The sequence below is a fragment of the Clostridium sp. Marseille-Q2269 genome (genome assembly GCF_943736985.1).
Classification (GTDB): domain Bacteria; phylum Bacillota; class Clostridia; order Clostridiales; family Clostridiaceae; genus Clostridium_F.
In genome coordinates, this window is sequence record NZ_CALSFS010000002.1 from 17,849 (window position 1) to 37,699 (window position 19,851).

Below are 19,851 nucleotides of genomic sequence, written 5' to 3' on the forward strand. Positions count from 1 at the left end.
GTCTCCTTTGTTTAAAATCTAAAAGACTATATTATTTAAATCTTTAACATGATTTAAAGTTCCTTTATTTTTAATTAATAAAATTTCACTTAAAATACCTAGAGCTATCTCTTCAGGTTTTTCACAAGCTATATCTAATCCAATAGGAGCAAATACTTTTTTTAGTTTTTCTCTAGAAATACCTTTGGATACTAAATTGTTCATAATATAAGATGTTTTATGAGCGCTTCCTATCATACCTATATAAGCAGCTTCTTTAGAAACTACAGTCTCTAAAGCTAAAGAATCATCCTTGTGTCCTCTTGTTACTATAACGATGTATGTATTTTTATTTATAGGATATTTATTTAGAGCTTCATCAACTTTTTCCACTATTATTTCATTTGCATTAGGAAATCTGTCTTTATTTGCAAAATTTTCTCTATCATCTATTATTACTGTATAAAAATTTAAAATTTTAGCTATCTTGTGAAGATGAAATGCTATATGACCTGCACCAACTATTATTAGTTTAGTTTCAGGAGAAAATATTTTTATAAAGCCTTTAGCTTCTCCACCGCAGCGCATACCTAACTCACCATTTTCATTTAGGCTGTATTCAAAGGAACTGTTTTCATTGTATTTAATACATTCTAAGGATTTCTTTATAATTTCATGTTCAACTTTACCTCCCCCTACAGTACCTTCAATTTTACCATCTTTCCATACTGCCATTATTGCTCCGGTTTTACCAGGAGTAGAACCGGAAATATAAGTTATAGTAGCCAAAGCTACAGTATCACCTTTATTAACGCTTTCATAAATCTTTCTTAGGATATTTTGTTCCATAAATTTATCCTCCTTTCAGGATTTTTATTAGTAAAATATAAAATAGCTTCCAATACACTACCACCTATACTTCGTGCTTTATCAGATATGGTATAACAATTTTTTATTTCATGACATCTTGGATCTACATCGCCTATTTTAAGACCCTTGTTAATTTTACTACCATCTCTTATAAGACCTCTTAACAATCCACTTATTTGTGTTTTGATTTCACAATCATCTACATAAGCTAATATTTCACCAGCACAAACAAAATCTCCTATTTGGCGGATACTTTTAATAATTCCTTTGGTTGGACTATATATGACTCTTTCTTTAGAGTATCCTCCAATTTCTCCAGGAATTCCTGTGTTTTTCATTGCTGGTCCCTTTAATATAACTCTTCCTAAGTTATGTCCACGCATGGTTTCTATAACTGCATTTACATCTTTACCAGCTTCAAAACCAGGACCTAGACCTATTGTTATTTCAGCCATATCTATTTTTGTACCTAAATTTTTTTTTGCAAGTATAGCATCTACTAATACTTTAGGTTTTAACATATCTATAAATTTTCCATGAGGATCAATTGTAATAGGAATTTTATTATTTTGCCAACACTTTAATATTTCATTAAAATTATTTGCTTTTATAGCTGTAGCATTTTCAATAGTAATTTTACCATCATATATAGCCTCGCTATAGCATACGTTTCGTCTTATAGAAGTAGGATTATTGGTTTCCAGAACTAATATTTTAAAGCCGCTTTTATGAAGCCTATTTATAGTACCAGAAGCTATATCTCCTGCACCTCTAACAATTATAATATCTTTATACATATTTAACCCATCCTTATTATAAATTTGTGTTTAATATATACTCATAATCTTGGATTGTATCAATATCTAATAAGCAACTACCGCTTTCTAAATCTACAAATAAAACTTCATCCATATTATTATGTATAACAGTTTTACCACCTATATCTCCTTGTAAATTAAGTAATTGATTTTTGAATTTTGCAGAAAATATAGTAGGAGAACCAACCTTGTTTTTGTACCTAGGTATTATTATAGAGTTTTTATTGTTTATGAAAGCATCTAATAATAAGTTTATAGTATAGGAGTCTATTAATGGTTGATCAGCAGTGAAAAACATATACCCGTCTGATGCACACGTATTTAAAATACCTAGCTTGATAGACTGGCTTTGTCCTTTATAGGATTCTTTATTTAAAATAGTTAAAATATTGTTATCTTTAGCTATATCTAACATTTGTTGCTCTTTACCAACTAGTATAATGTTATTGAAATTACATTGTTTTACAGAATCTATAACATGTTCAACAATGAACTTGCCTTTATATGGCAGCGTTAATTTATTTGTTCCCATTCTAGTTGAATTACCAGATGCCATTATAATAGCGTTTACCATACGAACCTCCATTAAAGACAGATTGAATTATATTTGTTTTCTTTTAAGCTTCCTATAACTATTTTATGTATAGATAAGTTAGATGTTTTAAGCAAATTATGTATCAATTTATATGCAATTAGCATAGTATACTTATCTTCTACCTTATTTATAAATAATATCTTTTCTCCTTTAGAGCTTTTGAAAAGTCCCAAAGGATGAGTTATTAAGGAACTTATCATCTGTATAGATATTTTTTCATTTACATTTCCATTAGTTATTTTTATAAAATGATTTACTCTATGAACGTTAACATCATTTATTATTTTATTTATACAAGTTATATCTAGAACACCTATGGTATTGGTTGTGTTTTCACATATAACTGGTTCGTTTTCTTGCCAGCCCTTAATGGGCTTTCTTTTTGATCCATCTGCTTCTATAAGAGAGTAATCAAAATAATTAAATTTATCATAGAGAAATTCTTTTGTTAAACCTATTAATTTATTGTCATGATTTATAAGTTTTCCATATACATATAAGCCATTAACTTTCAAAGTATCATACATAGAGCAATTTTCTTCACCAATACAAATGAAATCATATGAAGATTTCTCCGGCTTATATATTTTGGTGGTGGTTGTTAATAGGACTTTATTACAAGGCCGTAATTCCTTTGCTATATTAAACATTAGAGTGGTTTTTCCACCAGCTCCAACTATAGATACCACAGATCCTTTTGTTAATTCTAATATACTTGAAATAAGCATTTTTACCTCTATAATTTTTATTTTGTAAAATTAATGAAAGCAACAACCATGCCAAATATTTTCATGGTTTTTGTATTCATAATCAAAGATTATATAGGGTACAAACAATGATAAAATAATGTATTTGGAAAATAAACTATATTAAAAATAATATGGATATATAATAATTATCAAAATGATATATTTTTATAATATTGATAAATCATTTATTCTCTAAGTTTTCAATGGCTAATTAAAAATTTTTATAATATTGATAAAAATATTAACTCAAATATTATTTTAATTTATATTTAATTGTGTTAAGATTAAATTATGGTATTTATTGAGAACTATTGTAGAAAAAAACAAAAATATTGTTTAAGGAATGATATAAAATGAAAAATTCTACATTATTGCAAATTCAAGATACAGTAGCTAAGTATGCAAGTATAATTTCAAACGTAATAAAAGTGGATGTAGAGATTGTAGATGAAAATTTATGCAGAATAGCAGGTACTGGTATCTATGAAAACGAAATAAATAAAGATATATCAAAAGAAGGGTATGTATACAACCATGTTATAAAAACTAGAGAAAAGCAGATAATAAAAACTCCAGGTGACCATATGCTGTGTAAGGAATGTAACCACAGGAATAATTGTGTAGAAAAAATGCTGGTATGTACTCCTATTATTTTGAATGAAGACATTATAGGAGTAATAGGGCTTATATGTTCAAAAAGTAGTCAGAGAGATCATTTTATAGAAAACTTAGATTCATATATGCAGGTGTTAGATCAAATATCGGACTTTATAAGCACTAAATCGTATGAACATTCTGAAAGTAAAAGAAATAATATGATGTTAGAATTATTAAAGCAGATAATAGATAGTGTAGATAAAGGAGTTTTAGTTACTAAAAATAATCATATAATTCATATGAATGCAAGTGCTACTAGACAGCTGAAGATTAATCCTAATGATGATATAAATAAAAAAATAGAAATTACATCCACCAGTGAATATATAATGGGCGGAGATGTGTATAATGTAGTCATAAATAACAAGAAATTTAAACTTATGGGTAGAATTATACCTGTTTTTCCAGTACTACCTTCTTATGATAGAATATTTGTATTTGAAGAAATAAAACATTTAAAGTCTAAAATATGCAAGGTTAGTGGTGGAAGAGAAGTTATAAAAGTTGATGATATTATTGGAAAATCAAAGTCTATGATTCAGCTTAAAAATAGAATTAAAAAGATTTCTTGTTCAAGATCTACTGTACTTATAACTGGAGAAAGTGGTACGGGAAAAGAAGTGATTGCAAGGGCTATACATTGTGAAAGTGACAAAAGTACTAATCCATTTATAGCTATAAATTGTGGAGCTATACCGGATGCACTTTTAGAGAGTGAGCTGTTTGGATATGTTAGAGGTGCCTTTAGTGGAGCAGATCCAAATGGAAGAGTCGGGAAATTTGAGTTAGCTAATAAAGGAATAATATTTTTAGATGAAATAGGGGACATGCCTTTGTATCTTCAGGTTAAGATATTAAGGGTACTTCAGGAAAGAAAATTAGTAAGGATAGGTTCAAATCATCTGATTGATTTAGACATAAGGGTTATAGCAGCTACCAATAAAGATCTTAAGAAGCTTATAAAAGAAAATAAATTTAGGGAAGATTTATATTATAGACTTAATGTTATACCACTAAATATACCACCTTTAAGAGAACGAAAAGAAGATATAGAACTTCTTATGAAAATGCTGATAGAAAAATATAATGGATTATTCGGAAAATCTGTTTATGAGATTGATAAAAAGTGTAAAGATATTTTGCTTAATTATCCTTGGTATGGCAATGTAAGAGAATTAGAGAATGCCGTGGAATTTATGATAAATATGGCTGATGATACAGGCATAATAGCTAAGGATATGCTTCCATTAAATATAGTAGAGAGTCAAAATTATCAAACACATGAAAGCTGTATAAATGGAGATATAAAACCTTTAAAGGATATAGAAAAAGAGTATATTTTAAAAGCATTAGATATATATGGGAACGACACTAAAGGTAAGCAATTAGCTGCAAAACATCTAGGCATAGGTATAGCTACTTTATATAGAAAACTAGAAGGAATAAAGGATTTATCAAAATTATAATTTTAAGTTATTTAATTTACTGTAAGTTATAATACTGAGCATTTTATCACAATGATAAGTAATTATTATTTTGATAACAAAATTACATATTTTTAAGGATGAGATTTTATAAAAATACAAAGCAACCTATAAGCTTTGTATTTTTATATTTAATTAGAAAATAGAAAATTCAAACAGATGCTATTTTAAGAAGAATATAAAAATATATATTTTAGCTAATAGTTAAATTATGGCACAACTATTGCTAGTAACTATTTATTAAAAAGCAAAAAAAGAAAAGAGGGAATAGAATGAGTAAAAAAATAAAATGGCAGAAAAATACTATGGCTAATGAGTCTAATAAGGTATCTGTAGAATTTTTGGGGGAGAGAGAAATGAAAAAAGCTAGAGCTTTTCATCAAAGCTTTCCTCAATTTACAAAAACTCCTTTAGTAAGTTTAGATAATTTATCTAAGCATTTAGGATTAGGTGGAATATATGTAAAAGATGAATCTTATCGTTTTGGACTTAATGCTTTTAAGGTATTGGGTGGTTCATATTCTATGGGAAAATATTTAGCAAAGCAATTAGGTAAAGATATTTCAGAATTAAGTTATGAAAAGCTTACTTCAGAAGAAATAAGAAAAGAACTTGGAGATATAACATTTATCACAGCTACAGATGGAAATCATGGTAGAGGAGTAGCATGGACTGCAGCACAATTAAATCAAAAATCAGTAGTTTACATGCCAAAGGGATCTTCACTTACACGTCTTGAAAATATAAGAAAAGAAGGAGCTGACGCATCTATAACTGATCTAAATTATGATGATGCAGTAAGACTTGCAGCTTCACATGCTGAAAAAAACGGTTGGGTTATGGTTCAAGATACTGCATGGGAAGGATATGAAGAAATTCCTACTTGGATCATGCAAGGTTATGGAACTATGGCATCAGAAGCATTAGAACAATTAAAAGAATTAAATGTAGAGAGCCCTACTCATGTATTTGTGCAAGCTGGCGTTGGTTCTTTAGCAGGTGGCGTTCAAGGATATTTTGCTTCAGTATTTAAAGATGAATGTCCAACAACTGTAATAGTAGAAGCTGATGAGGCAGCTTGTTTATATAAATCAGCAGTGGCTGGAGATGGAAAGCCAAGAGCAGTAACAGGAGATATGCCTACTATAATGGCTGGACTTGCTTGTGGAGAAGCTAATACTATAGGTTGGGAAGTTTTAAAATCTTATAGTTCAGTATTTGTATCTTGTCCAGATTGGGTTTCAGCAAATGGTATGAGAATGTTAGGAAATCCTATTAAGGAAGATAGAAGAGTAATATCAGGAGAGTCAGGAGCGGTAACGGCGGGACTTTTAAAGGCTCTAATGACAAGAGATGATATGAAGGAATTAAGGGAAAAATTAAAATTAGATGAAAATTCAAGAGTGCTTTTATTTAGTACTGAAGGAGATACAGACCCAGATAAATATAGAAGTATCGTTTGGAATGGGGAATACTCTGATTAAAATTTATTAAAATAGTAAATGAAAAGACGTGGGGTATAAAAATGGATAGTAAGGTAAATAATGAAACGGCTCCTGTTGATGAGTTACTTCCACCACAGCAGTTATTTATTTTGGGGCTACAGCATGTTTTAGCAATGTGTGCAGGCGCAGTTGCTGTTCCTTTGATAATAGGAGGTGCATTGAAATTATCTGCAGATCAGATAATATTTCTTATAAATGCAGATCTCTTTGTTTCAGGAATAGCAACTTTGGTACAATCATTAGGGGTGAAAAATTTTATTGGAGCAAAAGTTCCTGTTATTGAGGGAGCAAGTTTTGCATCTGTGTCAGCAATAATAGCTATTGCAAATACTTATCCAGGAGATCCAGTTACAGGTATTACAACAATATTTGGAGCTACATTTGTAGCTGGATTATTTTGTTTTATTATGGCACCTTTTTTCGGAAAACTAATAAGATTTTTCCCTAAAGTAGTAACTGGAACAGTAATAACTATAATAGGTTTATCATTGCTTCCAGTGGCAGTTAAATGGTGTGCAGGAAATGATGTAAAATCCCCTACATTTGGAAGTCCTAAGAATATATTATTAGCATTATTTGTTTTAATACTAACTTTGATTATGTATAGGTTTTTTAAAGGAATCTTAGGGAATATATCTATATTATTAGGAATAATCATAGGAACTATAGTTGCTTCAATGCTAGGAATGTCAGACTTTAGCAGAGTTAATAGTTCAGGATGGATTAATATAGATATTCCTTTATATTTTGGTATGATTAAGTTTAATTTAACAGCTATAATATCAATGATATTAGTTATGTTAGTTATGATGACAGAAGCCACAGGAAATATGATGGCTATACATGAATTGGTTGACAAGAAAATAGATGATAAGAATTTAACTAGGGGTCTTAGAACAGATGGATTTGCTACAATGCTAGCTGGGATATTTAATACTTTTCCTCATACTGCTTTTGGTCAAAATGTTGGACTTATAAATCTAACAGGAGTAAAAAGCCGTTTTGTAGTAGCTACTTCAGGAGGAATTTTGATATTACTAGGATTGTTCCCAAAGGCAGGAGCTGTGGTAGCTTCCATACCATACCCTGTTCTTGGGGGAGCAGGTATAGCTATGTTTGGTATGGTAGCATCAGGTGGCATTTCCACTCTTGGTAAGGTGGAATTTAAAGGCACTAAAAATGCTATGATAATAGCAGTAAGTATTGGACTTTCAATGATTCCCTTAGCAGTACCAACTTTTTATAGTGGATTCCCACAATGGGTAGAAACTTTATTTCATAGTGGAATAACAACAGGAAGTTTAACAGCTATAATTTTAAATTTGTTTTTCAATGAACTTGGTAAAAGTAAGAATTCCATAATAAAAGAAAATATAGAAAATGGAGAAAAAGTAGCAAAAAATATATGAATTTTAAAAAGTGTTTTTTATTATATATAAAAGGAGATGTATTTTCATATGGCCACTTTAATAAAAAATGGGATTATTGTTACTTCAGGAGAGACTTTTAAAGGAGATATATATATAAATAATGGCATTATAACTAAAATAGGTATGAACCTATATGAAGATGCTGAAGAAATAATTAATGCAGATGGTAAATATATAATTCCTGGAGGCGTAGATGTTCATACTCATCTTAACTTAGATACAGGAATAGCTGTGGCCACAGATGATTTTTATACTGGAACTGTAGCAGCCGCATGTGGTGGAACTACAACTATAGTCGATCATTTAGCATTTGGTCCTAAAGAATGTAATCTACATCATCAAGTAAATATATATCATAGCTATGCTAAAGGTAATGCGGTTATAGATTATGGGTTTCATGCAGTTACTCAATATGTAAACGATGGCATGTTAAAAGAGCTTGAAGAGCTTTCCAATGAAGGGGTGACAAGCAATAAGATTTATTTGACTTATGACTATAAATTGAGTGATTTAGAAGTATTTAAGATACTGATGAAATCTAAGGAAATAGGAATGATTACTGCTGTACACCCAGAGAATAATGATGTTGTTAATTATTTAAGACAATATTATTCAACCAATGGATTTACATCTCCTATGTATCATGCAAAAAGTAGACCTATATATTGTGAAGTTGAATCTATAAATAGAATGATAAATATTGCTAAAATGGCGGGAGATGCTCCTTTATACATAGTACATCTTTCTTGTAAGCTAGGATTAGATTATATAAAAATGGCAAAAGATAATGGACAAAAAAATATTTTTACAGAGACATGTCCTCAATATTTATTTTTAGATGAGGAAAAATATAAAGGTGAAGACAATGATGGATTAAAATACATTCTTAGTCCTCCTTTAAGAGAAAAGTCTAATCAAGATGGATTGTGGAAGGGAATTCAAGATGGATATATACAAGTTATTGCTACAGATCATTGTCCTTTTAATCTTAATGTAGAAAAACAATTGGGAAAAGATGATTTTACTAAGTGCCCAAGTGGAATGCCTGGTATAGAAACTAGAGTTCCTTTAATATTTTCAGAAGGAGTTATGAAAAAAAGAATATCTTTAAATAGATTTGTAGATTTAATAAGTACAAAGCCAGCAAAAATATTTGGATTGTATCCTAAGAAAGGAAGCATTTCTGTTGGTGCTGATGGTGATATAGTTATAATAGACCCTAATAAAAAAGTGAAAATCACAAAATCACTGCTTCATGAAAATGTGGATTATACTCCTTATGAAGGAATGAAGCTTCAAGGATATCCTATAGTTACTATTTCCCGAGGAAAGATTATAGTTAAGGATAATAAGTTTATTGGAGAAAAAGGATATGGAAAGTTTTTAAAAAGAAAAAAAGCAGATCTTTCTACAATATAGTTAAATAATTATAGAGCCTTCTTTTGTAGGTTTAAAGTTAAGAGTATCTTTTATAGAAGATGACTTAATATATTAACTCAAAAGAGGCTCTTTTGCATTGTATTTATATATAATTTATCAAAATGATAAATTATATTATGGTATGAAAATTTAAAAGAAAGATTATCAATATTTATCACAATTATTATTAAAATGATAAAATTATCATTTTAATAATGGATTTTTTACTATAATTTTTATAAACTAACCATTTGTAGTGGTAAATTACTTTGGCATAGATATTGCTTGTATAAAATAGTGAGGGAGGATATAAAAGATAAATACAAATATAAAGTTTTAACATTAAATAATTTAGTATGCAAACATAATATTTAATTATAAAATTTAGGAGGCGTATGTAATGGAAAATATTAAAAAATTAACTGGAGAATTAAAAAAATTAGATTTTAGGGAAATGTATAATAATGATTTTTTTCTAACTTGGGAAAGAACTGATGATGAGTTAAAAGCAGTATTTACCGTAGCAGATATTTTACGCAAAATGAGAGAAAACAATATATCAACAAAAATATTTGATAGTGGACTTGGAATTTCAGTTTTCCGTGATAATTCAACAAGAACAAGATTTAGTTTTGCAAGTGCATGTAACCTATTAGGATTAGAAGTGCAGGATTTAGATGAAGGAAAATCACAAATTGCTCATGGAGAAACAGTTCGTGAAACAGCAAATATGATTTCATTTATGGCTGACGTTATAGGAATTAGAGATGATATGTTTATAGGTAAAGGAAATAAATATATGCATGAAGTAGCTGATGCAGTTAAAGAAGGTCATGAATCAGGAGTTTTAGAACAACGTCCTACACTTGTAAATCTTCAATGTGACATAGATCATCCAACTCAATGTATGGCAGATTTGTTACATATGATCCATTATTTTGGTGGAGTAGAAAATCTTAAAGGTAAAAAAGTAGCTATGTCATGGGCATATTCACCATCTTATGGTAAACCACTTTCAGTACCTCAAGGGGTAATAGGATTAATGACAAGAATGGGAATGGATGTTGTGCTTGCACATCCAGAAGGATATGATTTAATGCCAGAAGTAGAAGAGGTAGCAAAAAAGAATAGTGAAGTAAGTGGTGGAAAATTCACAAAAACTAATTCAATGAAGGAAGCTTTTGAAAATGCAGATATAGTATATCCTAAGAGTTGGGCACCTTTTGCGTTCATGGAAAAACGTACAGATCTATATGGAGAAGGTAAGTTTAAAGAAATAGATGTATTAGAAAAAGAATTATTAGCTGAAAATGCTAAACATAAAGATTGGGAATGCACAGAAGAAATGATGAAGCTTACTAAGGATGAAAAAGCATTATATTTACATTGCTTACCAGCTGATATTACTGGAGTTAGTTGCGATGAAGGAGAAGTAGCTGCATCAGTATTTGATCGTTACCGTGACCCACTTTATAAAGAAGCAGGATATAAACCTTATATTATTGCAGCAATGATGTTTTTAAGTAAAATTAAAGATCCAGTTGCAAAATTTGAAGAACTTATGAAAGTAAATAAACCAAGATTTAATGGAAAATAATTTTAATATAGTAGGGTATATATTATACCCTTAGGGAGGGGAATTTTATATGAGTGATAAGATGCGACCAATCTCTTTTCAAAAAGCCGTTATGTGGATTATGAAAGAACTTAAAGAGAAGGAATCTATATTTGGAATTCATAAAAATAAATTTTATAAAAATAATAGTGGTAAGTTTATAGAACTATTTGGAGAAAAATTAGCATCTCCACTTGGCCCAGCAGCAGGTCCTAATTCTCAGTTGACACAAAACATAGTTGCATCTTACCTTACAGGAAGCCGTTTTATTGAGTTGAAAACAGTACAAGTTATTGATGGGGAAGATCTACCTGTAGCTAAACCATGTATTCATGCTCAAGATGAATGCTATAACGTAGAATGGTCTACAGAGTTAGCAGTACCAGAAGCGTTTAATGAATATATAAAAGCGTGGTTTTTACTTCATGTTTTAATGAAAGAATTAAATATAAGTGAAGAAAGAGATTTTATGTTTAATATGAGCGTAGGTTACGATTTAGAGGGCATAAAATCTCCTAAGGTAGATACTTACATAGAAGGAATGAGAAATGCATCTAATACAAAAATCTGGAATGAGTGCAAAGAAACCTTACTTTGTAATATGGATTTATTCTCTAAATTTAGTAGAGAAGATTTAGATAAAATTTCTCCTATAGTTTGTCCATCTATTACATTATCTACACTTCATGGATGTCCTCCAGAGGAGATAGAGAGAATTGGGAAATATCTTTTAGAAGAAAAAAATCTGCATACATTTATAAAAATGAATCCAACTCTTTTAGGAGAAGAATTTGTTAGGAATACATTTGACAAGATGGGATATGATTATATAGTTCTTAATCCAAATCATTTTGTAAACGACCTACAATATGAAGATGGAATAGCCATGCTTACTCGTTTAAAATCAGTGGCTAAAAAGTTAAATCTACAAATGGGTGTTAAACTTACAAATACTTTACCTGTGAAGATTTTAAATGACGAACTACCAGGAGAAGAAATGTATATGTCAGGACGTTCTCTTTTCCCTCTTACAATAACTTTAGCAAGCAAATTATCTTCAGAATTTAATGGAGATCTACAAATATCTTATTCAGGTGGTGCAGATTTCTTTAATGTAGAAAAGATTTTGAAAGCAGGCATACAGCCAATTACTTTTGCAACCACTATACTAAAACCAGGTGGATATGAAAGAATAACTCAAATGTCAAAAAAAATAGAAGAACATTTAAGCGGTGTATTTAGTGGTATTGATACAGAATTCTTAAGTAAGTTAGCAGATTCTTCTATAACTGATAAATATCATGTTAAAGATCTTAGACCTGTAAGTAGTAGGAAAGTTTCTTTAGAACTTCCAATTTATGATTGTGCAATAGCTCCATGTACTATAGGATGTCCTATAAATCAGCAAATACCTGAATATGTAGCTTTAGTTGGTGAAAAAAAATATGACGAAGCTTTCAAGATTATAGCTAAAGATAATACTTCACCAGCAATTACAGGAACTATTTGTAATCATAATTGTCAATATAAATGTACAAGACTTGATTATGATCAGTCAGTTTCAATCAGAGATATGAAAAAAATAGCAGTTTTAAATGCTGAAGATAAGTATATTGAGAGTATAAAGGAAGCTGATATCAAAAGTAATAAAAAAGTAGGAATTGTAGGAGCTGGACCAGCAGGATTAGCATCAGCACTTTTCTTAAGAAGAAATGGTATGGATGTAACTGTAATGGATAGGAAAGAAAAGCCTTATGGAGTTATACAATATGTTATTCCAGAGTTTAGAATTTCTTCTGAAATGATCAAAAAAGATTTTGACCTTGTGAAAAAGCAAGGAGTAAAATTTGAATTTGGTATAGATGAAAATTTAAATATAGATAATCTAAAAAATAAATATGATTATTTGATATTAGCAATAGGGGCTTGGAAACCAGGTAAGTTACATTTAACACAAGGAGAAGAAAAAGCAATGGGTGCTATTTCATTCCTTGAAAAACATAAAGAAACTAATGGAAATATTGATTTAGGCAAAAATGTTTGTATCATCGGCGGTGGGGACGTAGCAATGGATGCAGCACGTGCTGCCAAGAGAACACCAGGAGTAGAGAATGTTTATATAGTTTATAGAAGAACTGAAAAATATATGCCAGCCAGTATTGAAGAAATAGAATTAGCTAAATCAGAAGGAATATTATTTAAAGAATTACTTTCACCTATGGTAATAGAAGATGGAAAACTGACTTGCGAAGAAATGAAATTAGGAGAAAAAGATGCTTCAGGAAGAAGAAGACCTATTGGAACTGGTAATAATATAGAGTTACAAGCAGACACAGTCATCTCGGCTGTAGGAGAGCAAGTAGATAGTGATTTACTTGAAAAGAACAAAATAGAATTAGATGGTAAAGGATGTCCTAAAGTAAATAATGCCTGTGAGACAAGTATTTCTAATGTATATGCTGCAGGAGATATGAAAAAAGGACCAGCCACTATTGTTAAAGCTATAGCTGATGGCAAGGCAGTAGCCAAAGACATTTTATCAAAAGAAGGATTAAGTAATGATTTCCATAAAGAAGTTATTGCTGCAGATAAAAAAGACATATATAGCAAAAAGGGAATATTAAAAGCTGCTAGTTGTTCAGAAGAAGAATCACAAAGATGTTTATCCTGTAATAATATATGTGAATTATGTGTAGATGTTTGTCCGAACAGAGCTAATATGGTTATTAATGTGGAGGGAGAATTCGAATCTTCACATCAAATAGTTCATATTGATGGAATGTGCAATGAATGTGGTAACTGTGGTATATTCTGTCCTTATAAAGGAAATCCATACAAGGATAAAATAACACTTTTCTGGACAAATGATGATTTTGAAGATAGTACAAATAAAGGTTTCTTAGTTATAGATAATAATAAAGGGGTATGTAAGGTTAGAAAAGAAGATGGCGAAGTAGTAGATTATACTATTGGGCAGAAGGAAATAATTTCAAATGAAATGGAAAGTATAATTAAAATTTTTATAAATAAATACAGTTACATGTTATAGCTTGATAGTAATAAATGGGGGGAGAAATAATAAATGTTATTAATTGGGAATGGAAAAGTTATAACCAGAGATAATGGTAGAACAATTATAGATAATGGATGTGTTGCTGTTGATAAAAATAAAATTATTGAAATTGGTTTAACTAAGGATCTTAAAGAAAAATATAAAGAACATAAATTCATAGATGCAAAAGGAAAATTAATAATGCCAGGTTTTATAAATACTCATATGCATTATTACAGTACCTTTGGAAGAGGAATATCTAATGATAGTCCACCAGCAAAATCATTACCTGATATACTTAAAGGTCTTTGGTGGAGATTAGATAAAGTTTTAACTTTGGAAGATGTTTATTATAGTGCCATTGCACCAATGATTGACCAAGTAAAAAATGGTGTAACAACTGTATTTGATCATCATGCAAGCCCTTATGCAGCTAAAGGAAGTTTGTTTAAAATTGCAGAAGCAGCAGAAAAGATAGGTATAAGAAGCAATTTATGTTATGAAACATCTGATAGAGATGGAGAGAAAATTGCCAATGACGGTATAAATGAAAATGTAGAATTTATAAAATACTGTAATTCTAAAAATGATGACATGATTAAAGCTATGTTTGGTCTTCATGCATCTATGACAATTTCTGATAAGACTTTAGAGAGATGTTTAGAAGCAGTAAATGGTTTAAGCACAGGATTCCATGTTCATTGCGCAGAAGGAATTGAGGATTTGCAAGATTCAAAAGCTAAATATGGTAAAGGTGTTATACAAAGATGGTATGATGCTGGAGTTCTTTCAGATAAAACTATAGCGGTACATTGCATTTATACTTCAGATGAAGAGATGGAAATGCTTAAAGAAAAAAATGCAATAGTAGTTCATAATCCTGAATCAAATATGGGTAATGCAGTAGGCGTTTCTCCTGTGCTGGAAATGTATAAAAAGGGAATTTTATTAGGACTAGGAACAGATGGATATACTTCAGATATGACTGAGTCTTATAAAGTAGCAAATATTATTCATAAACATGCTAAGGCTGATTCAACTGTTGCATGGGGAGAAATTCCGGATATGCTATTTAATAATAATAAAAGGATTACTGAAAGATTTATAGATGGAAAAGTAGGTGTTTTAAAAGAAGGCGCACTAGCAGATATAATAGTAGTAGATTACAATCCACCAACACCAATAAATGAGAACAATATTAATAGTCATATATTATTTGGTATAACTGGAAGATGTGTAGATACAACTATTATAAATGGTAAAGTGTTAATGGAAAACAAAAATCTTGTTAATATTGATGAAGAAAGAATTATGGCTAGAAGTAGAGAATTAGCAACTGAAGTTTGGAAACGTTTTTAATATAAAAATTGGAGGGATTTAAATGGAAACTATTAAAAAGGAAGAAATATTAAAATTAGCTGAAAAGTATAAACCAGAAATATCAAAATTTTTAAGAGATATGGCTAGAATTCCAAGTGAAAGCTGTCAAGAAAAAGAGGTAATACTTAGAATAAAAGAAGAAATGGAAAAAGTAGGATTTGACAAGGTAGAAATAGATCCTATGGGAAATGTATTAGGATTTATAGGACATGGTAAACATGTTATTGCTATGGATGCTCATATAGACACAGTTGGAATAGGGGATAGAAATTTATGGGATTATGATCCATATGAAGGCTATGAAGATGATGAAATAATAATAGGAAGAGGCGTAACAGACCAAGAAGGTGGAATGGCTTCTATGGTATATGCAGGAAAGATAATCAAAGATCTTGAATTAGAAGATGATTATACATTAATAGTAACAGGTACAGTTCAAGAAGAAGATTGTGATGGATTATGTTGGCAATATATAGTTAATGAAGACAAAATAAAACCTGAATTTGTTGTTATTACAGAACCAACTTCATTAAATATATATAGAGGACATAGAGGAAGAATGGAGATAAAGGTTACAACTCATGGAATTAGTTGTCATGGATCAGCACCTGAAAGAGGAGATAACGCAATATTTAAAATGGGTCCAATATTAAATGAATTGAAAGCTTTAAATGAAAATTTAAAGGATGATGAATTCTTAGGAAAGGGTACTTTAACTGTATCTGAAATATTCTTTTCATCACCTTCAAGATGTGCTGTTGCAGATGGATGCACTATATCAGTAGACAGAAGACTTACTGATGGAGAAACTTGGGAATATGCAATTCAACAAATTAAGAATTTACCATCAGTTAAAGCTGCAAAGGCTGAAGTTGAAATGTATAGTTATGAAAGACCTTCATATACTGATTTAGTATATCCAACAGAATGCTTCTTCCCAACTTGGGTATTAAAAGAAGATCATCCTATATGCCAAAATGCTGTTAAATGTTATAAAGATTTATTTAACAGTGAGCCAAAAGTTGATAAATGGACATTCTCTACAAATGCAGTTTCTATAATGGGAAGATATGGAATACCATGTATAGGATTTGGTCCAGGCCACGAAGATCAAGCACATGCACCTAACGAAAGAACTTGGAAAGATGAATTAGTAAAATGTGCTGCAATGTATGCATTAATCCCAATAACTTATGTTAAAGAATTTGCTAATAAATAATAAATTAGATTATATAATAAAATAATATGCTCACATAAACTTAAGAAGATTAATATATTCTAAAAAACAAAAATAAATTGAGAAATGGAGAGCATTTATCTCCATTTCTTAATTATATTTTTAGAATAGTTGTTGTTTATATACTTATGAAATGAGATATTTGTCAGTACATAAATATGTGGGGGTAATAATTATGTATGAATTTATATTAAATGGAAAAAATGTATCTGTTGCAGAGGACATTAATTTACTGGAATACTTAAGAGATTATGAAGATCTAACTTCAGTAAAAAATGGATGTGCAGAGGGTGCATGTGGAGCTTGTATGATACTGGTTGATGGCAAGGCTGTCAGAGCATGTATATTTACAACTGCAAAGGCACATGGTAAAGAGGTTAAGACTGTAGAGGGATTAACAGAATTTGAAGAAAAGGTTTTCACATGGGCTTTTTCTAAAGCTGGAGCAGTTCAGTGTGGATTCTGTATACCAGGGATGATAATAAGTGCAAAATCTCTTTTAGATAAAAATTTAAATCCAAATAAAAAGGAAATTAAGAATGCTATTAGAGGAAATGTATGTAGATGTACAGGATATGTTAAGATAATAAAAGCCATTGAAATGGCTGCAGAAGCATTTAGAAATGGTGAAATTTCATATGATGAAGAATATAAAGGAAAGATAGGAGAAAATATTCCGAGAATAGATGCAAAAGATAAGATTTTAGGTATAGGAAAATATGTGGATGATATAAAAATAGAAGGTATGATTTACGGTTCTGCCCTGAGATCTGAATATCCTAGAGCTTTAGTAAAAAGTATTGATATAAGTGAAGCTTTAAAACATCCACAGGTTGAGGCAGTTCTTACTGCAAAAGATATCCCGGGAAATAGATTTATAGGGCATATTGTAAAAGATTGGCCAGCTATGATAGGTATAGGTGAAGAAACAAGATATGTTGGTGATGCAGTAGCTTTGGTTGCAGCAAAAAGTAAAAAAGCTGTGAGAGAAATACTTAATCTTATAAAGGTAGAGTATGAGGAGTTAGAGCCACTTTGTAATCCTAAAATGGCAATGGTAGATGGAGCGCCCAAAATTCATTCAAATGGGAATGTATTAACAGTAGAAAAAGTTAATAGAGGTAATGTAGATGATGCAATAAATAGTTCTAAATATGTTGTTACTAATCATTATTCCACTCCTTTTACAGAACATGCTTTTTTAGAACCAGAAAGTGCATTAGCTATGCCAGATGGAGATGGAGTGACCATTTATACAGGAAGCCAAGGTATATATGATGAGCAAAGAGAAATTTCTGAGCTTTTAGGATTGCCAAAAGAAAAAGTAAGGTGTATTAGCAAATATGTTGGAGGAGGTTTTGGTGGAAAGGAAGATATGAGTGTACAACATCATGCTTCTCTTCTTGCTTTCATTATTAAAAAACCTGTGAAAATAACGTTAACCCGTAAAGAAAGTATGAAAATCCATCCTAAAAGACATGCCATGGAGATGTCTATTACTACAGCTTGTGATGAAAATGGGAATTTAACTGCATTTAAAGCAGATATTATAGCAGATACCGGAGCATATGCATCTTTAGGAGGACCAGTACTTCAAAGAGCTTGTACTCATGCAGCGGGACCATATAGATGTCCCAATGTACAGATAAAAGGTACTGCTGTGTATACAAACAATCCTCCAGCAGGAGCTTTTAGAGGTTTTGGAGTAACTCAATCAGTTTTTGCATCAGAAAGTAATTTAAATCTTTTAGCTGAAAAAGTAGGTATATCTCCATGGGAAATAAGATTTAAAAATGCTATAGAACCAGGACAAGCACTTCCTAATGGACAAATTGCTGATAAAGGTACAGCAATTAAAGAGACTATATTAGCTGTAAAGGATATATATGAAAACAGTAAATATGCAGGTATAGCATGTTGTATGAAGAATTCAGGTGTTGGTGTTGGTATTCCTGATATAGGTAGATGCGATTTAGAAGTACTAAATGGAAAAGTGCATATAAAAACTAGTGCTGCGTGCATAGGTCAAGGGCTAGGAACAATTCTCACACAGATAGTATGTGAAACTACAAATATATTGCCAAGTTATGTAGTATTAGATCCACCAGATACATTTAGAACTCCAAATTCAGGTACAACTACAGCCTCAAGGCAGACAGTATTTACTGGAGAAGCTACAAAAATAGCGGCACTAAAGCTTAAAGATAGACTTTTAACTAAAACATTAAAAGAATGTGAAGGAGAAGAGTTTTATGGTCAATATGAAGGAATTACGGATCCTATTAATTCAAAAAAGAAAAATCCAGTAAGTCATGTGGCTTATGGATATGCAACACAGGTGGTTATACTTAATAAAGATGGAAAAGTAGACAAAGTTATTGCAGCTCATGACGTGGGAAAAGCTATAAATGTTACTAATGTGGAAGGTCAGATTGAAGGTGGAATAGTTATGGGACTTGGATATGCATTTACAGAGGATTATCCATTAAATAAATCTGTTCCAACTGCTAAATTCGGAACATTAGGTTTATTTAGAGCTACGGATATACCTGAAATTGAACCTATAATAATTGAAAAGAATACAAATGACTTAGCTTATGGTGCAAAAGGAATAGGAGAAATTACAACCATACCAACAGCACCTGCATCTCAAGGAGCTTACTTAAAGTTTGATGGTGAATTCAGAACTAAACTTCCTCTAGAGAATACGGCTTATAGAAGAAAAAAGTAATTACTTATAGAAAAATATGAAAAGATAGATTTGATTTAAACAGTGAGTATGTATAAATAAATTTAATTTCAACAGTGAATATATAAAAGTACACTTATAAATCCATTATTTGATTTATAAGTGTACTTTAGTTTTTTTATATTAAATAAAATCTAATCTGTTTTTTAATGTTATTTATTAAGAAATTATTATATATATTCAATATGAAATATACATATATTATAAAGATATTAGAAATTCAGGATGAAATATACATATATTATAAAGATATTAGAAATTCAGGATAATCTATAATATTCGCACCATTACGAATTATATTATAAAAAATAT

Annotated in this window: 13 protein-coding genes; 9 read left to right on the plus strand and 4 right to left on the minus strand. The window is 30.3% G+C overall.

The features are described 5' to 3' along the window. Positions 1-18: 18 nt before the first annotated feature. Genes NGI68_RS04055 through yqeC form a run of 4 tightly spaced genes read right to left on the minus strand, consistent with a single transcriptional unit; the run spans position 19 to position 2,990 of the window. On the minus strand, positions 19-828 hold the full coding sequence (locus NGI68_RS04055; RefSeq protein WP_251860215.1) for an XdhC family protein: 810 nt from the start codon (positions 826-828) through the stop codon (positions 19-21). Continuing rightward, positions 810-1,646, minus strand: a complete 837-nt coding sequence (yqeB, locus tag NGI68_RS04060) for a selenium-dependent molybdenum cofactor biosynthesis protein YqeB (protein WP_251860216.1) — start codon at positions 1,644-1,646, stop codon at positions 810-812. The genes NGI68_RS04055 and yqeB overlap by 19 nt, the downstream gene beginning before the upstream one ends. A gap of 16 nt (positions 1,647-1,662) precedes the next feature. Continuing rightward, positions 1,663-2,241 carry a molybdenum cofactor cytidylyltransferase gene (gene mocA / locus NGI68_RS04065; RefSeq protein ID WP_251860217.1) on the minus strand — a complete coding sequence of 193 codons (579 nt, stop codon included), beginning with the start codon at positions 2,239-2,241 and terminating at the stop codon, positions 1,663-1,665. Positions 2,242-2,252: 11 nt separating this feature from the next. Continuing rightward, entirely contained in the window at positions 2,253-2,990 is a 738-nt protein-coding gene (yqeC, locus tag NGI68_RS04070) for a selenium cofactor biosynthesis protein YqeC (RefSeq protein WP_251860218.1), read from the minus strand. Between the two features lie 374 nt (positions 2,991-3,364). On the opposite strand from yqeC, the gene NGI68_RS04075 reads away from it, so the two are divergent. The 9 genes from NGI68_RS04075 to xdh all read left to right on the plus strand — a co-directional run bounded on the left by NGI68_RS04075 (position 3,365) and on the right by xdh (position 19,521). Then, a complete protein-coding gene (locus NGI68_RS04075; RefSeq protein ID WP_251860219.1) occupies positions 3,365-5,134 on the plus strand; it encodes a sigma-54 interaction domain-containing protein in 1,770 nt (589 codons plus the stop codon). Between the two features lie 290 nt (positions 5,135-5,424). Further along, entirely contained in the window at positions 5,425-6,636 is a 1,212-nt protein-coding gene (dpaL, locus tag NGI68_RS04080; RefSeq protein WP_251860220.1) for a diaminopropionate ammonia-lyase, read from the plus strand. A 41-nt stretch (positions 6,637-6,677) separates the two neighbouring features. Then, the gene (locus tag NGI68_RS04085; protein ID WP_251860221.1) at positions 6,678-8,066 is read left to right on the plus strand and encodes a nucleobase:cation symporter-2 family protein; all 1,389 of its coding nucleotides are present in this window, start codon (positions 6,678-6,680) and stop codon (positions 8,064-8,066) included. Positions 8,067-8,114: 48 nt separating this feature from the next. Beyond that, a complete protein-coding gene (hydA, locus tag NGI68_RS04090) occupies positions 8,115-9,506 on the plus strand; it encodes a dihydropyrimidinase (protein ID WP_251860222.1) in 1,392 nt (463 codons plus the stop codon). A 400-nt stretch (positions 9,507-9,906) separates the two neighbouring features. Continuing rightward, positions 9,907-11,103 carry a knotted carbamoyltransferase YgeW gene (gene ygeW / locus NGI68_RS04095; RefSeq protein ID WP_251860223.1) on the plus strand — a complete coding sequence of 399 codons (1,197 nt, stop codon included), beginning with the start codon at positions 9,907-9,909 and terminating at the stop codon, positions 11,101-11,103. A gap of 49 nt (positions 11,104-11,152) precedes the next feature. Next, positions 11,153-14,170, plus strand: coding sequence for a putative selenate reductase subunit YgfK (gene ygfK, locus NGI68_RS04100; protein ID WP_251860224.1), 3,018 nt, complete (start codon positions 11,153-11,155; stop codon positions 14,168-14,170). A gap of 33 nt (positions 14,171-14,203) precedes the next feature. Further along, positions 14,204-15,532 carry a putative aminohydrolase SsnA gene (ssnA, locus tag NGI68_RS04105; RefSeq protein ID WP_251860225.1) on the plus strand — a complete coding sequence of 443 codons (1,329 nt, stop codon included), beginning with the start codon at positions 14,204-14,206 and terminating at the stop codon, positions 15,530-15,532. A gap of 22 nt (positions 15,533-15,554) precedes the next feature. Then, positions 15,555-16,772 (plus strand): YgeY family selenium metabolism-linked hydrolase, encoded by a 1,218-nt coding sequence (locus tag NGI68_RS04110; RefSeq protein WP_251860226.1) that lies wholly within the window; start codon positions 15,555-15,557, stop codon positions 16,770-16,772. A 193-nt stretch (positions 16,773-16,965) separates the two neighbouring features. Then, complete coding sequence (gene xdh / locus NGI68_RS04115) at positions 16,966-19,521, plus strand: selenium-dependent xanthine dehydrogenase (protein WP_251860227.1); 2,556 nt, start codon at positions 16,966-16,968, stop codon at positions 19,519-19,521. The last annotated feature ends 330 nt before the right edge of the window (positions 19,522-19,851 follow it).

Bases quoted from the DNA above. Each gene is read 5' to 3' on its own strand.
- NGI68_RS04055 (WP_251860215.1), bottom strand. From the start codon at position 828: ATGGAACAAAATATCCTAAGAAAGATTTATGAAAGCGTTAATAAAGGT.
- yqeB (WP_251860216.1), bottom strand. From the start codon at position 1,646: ATGTATAAAGATATTATAATTGTTAGAGGTGCAGGAGATATAGCTTCT.
- mocA (WP_251860217.1), bottom strand. From the start codon at position 2,241: ATGGTAAACGCTATTATAATGGCATCTGGTAATTCAACTAGAATGGGA.
- yqeC (WP_251860218.1), bottom strand. From the start codon at position 2,990: ATGCTTATTTCAAGTATATTAGAATTAACAAAAGGATCTGTGGTATCT.
- NGI68_RS04075 (WP_251860219.1), top strand. From the start codon at position 3,365: ATGAAAAATTCTACATTATTGCAAATTCAAGATACAGTAGCTAAGTAT.
- dpaL (WP_251860220.1), top strand. From the start codon at position 5,425: ATGAGTAAAAAAATAAAATGGCAGAAAAATACTATGGCTAATGAGTCT.
- NGI68_RS04085 (WP_251860221.1), top strand. From the start codon at position 6,678: ATGGATAGTAAGGTAAATAATGAAACGGCTCCTGTTGATGAGTTACTT.
- hydA (WP_251860222.1), top strand. From the start codon at position 8,115: ATGGCCACTTTAATAAAAAATGGGATTATTGTTACTTCAGGAGAGACT.
- ygeW (WP_251860223.1), top strand. From the start codon at position 9,907: ATGGAAAATATTAAAAAATTAACTGGAGAATTAAAAAAATTAGATTTT.
- ygfK (WP_251860224.1), top strand. From the start codon at position 11,153: ATGAGTGATAAGATGCGACCAATCTCTTTTCAAAAAGCCGTTATGTGG.
- ssnA (WP_251860225.1), top strand. From the start codon at position 14,204: ATGTTATTAATTGGGAATGGAAAAGTTATAACCAGAGATAATGGTAGA.
- NGI68_RS04110 (WP_251860226.1), top strand. From the start codon at position 15,555: ATGGAAACTATTAAAAAGGAAGAAATATTAAAATTAGCTGAAAAGTAT.
- xdh (WP_251860227.1), top strand. From the start codon at position 16,966: ATGTATGAATTTATATTAAATGGAAAAAATGTATCTGTTGCAGAGGAC.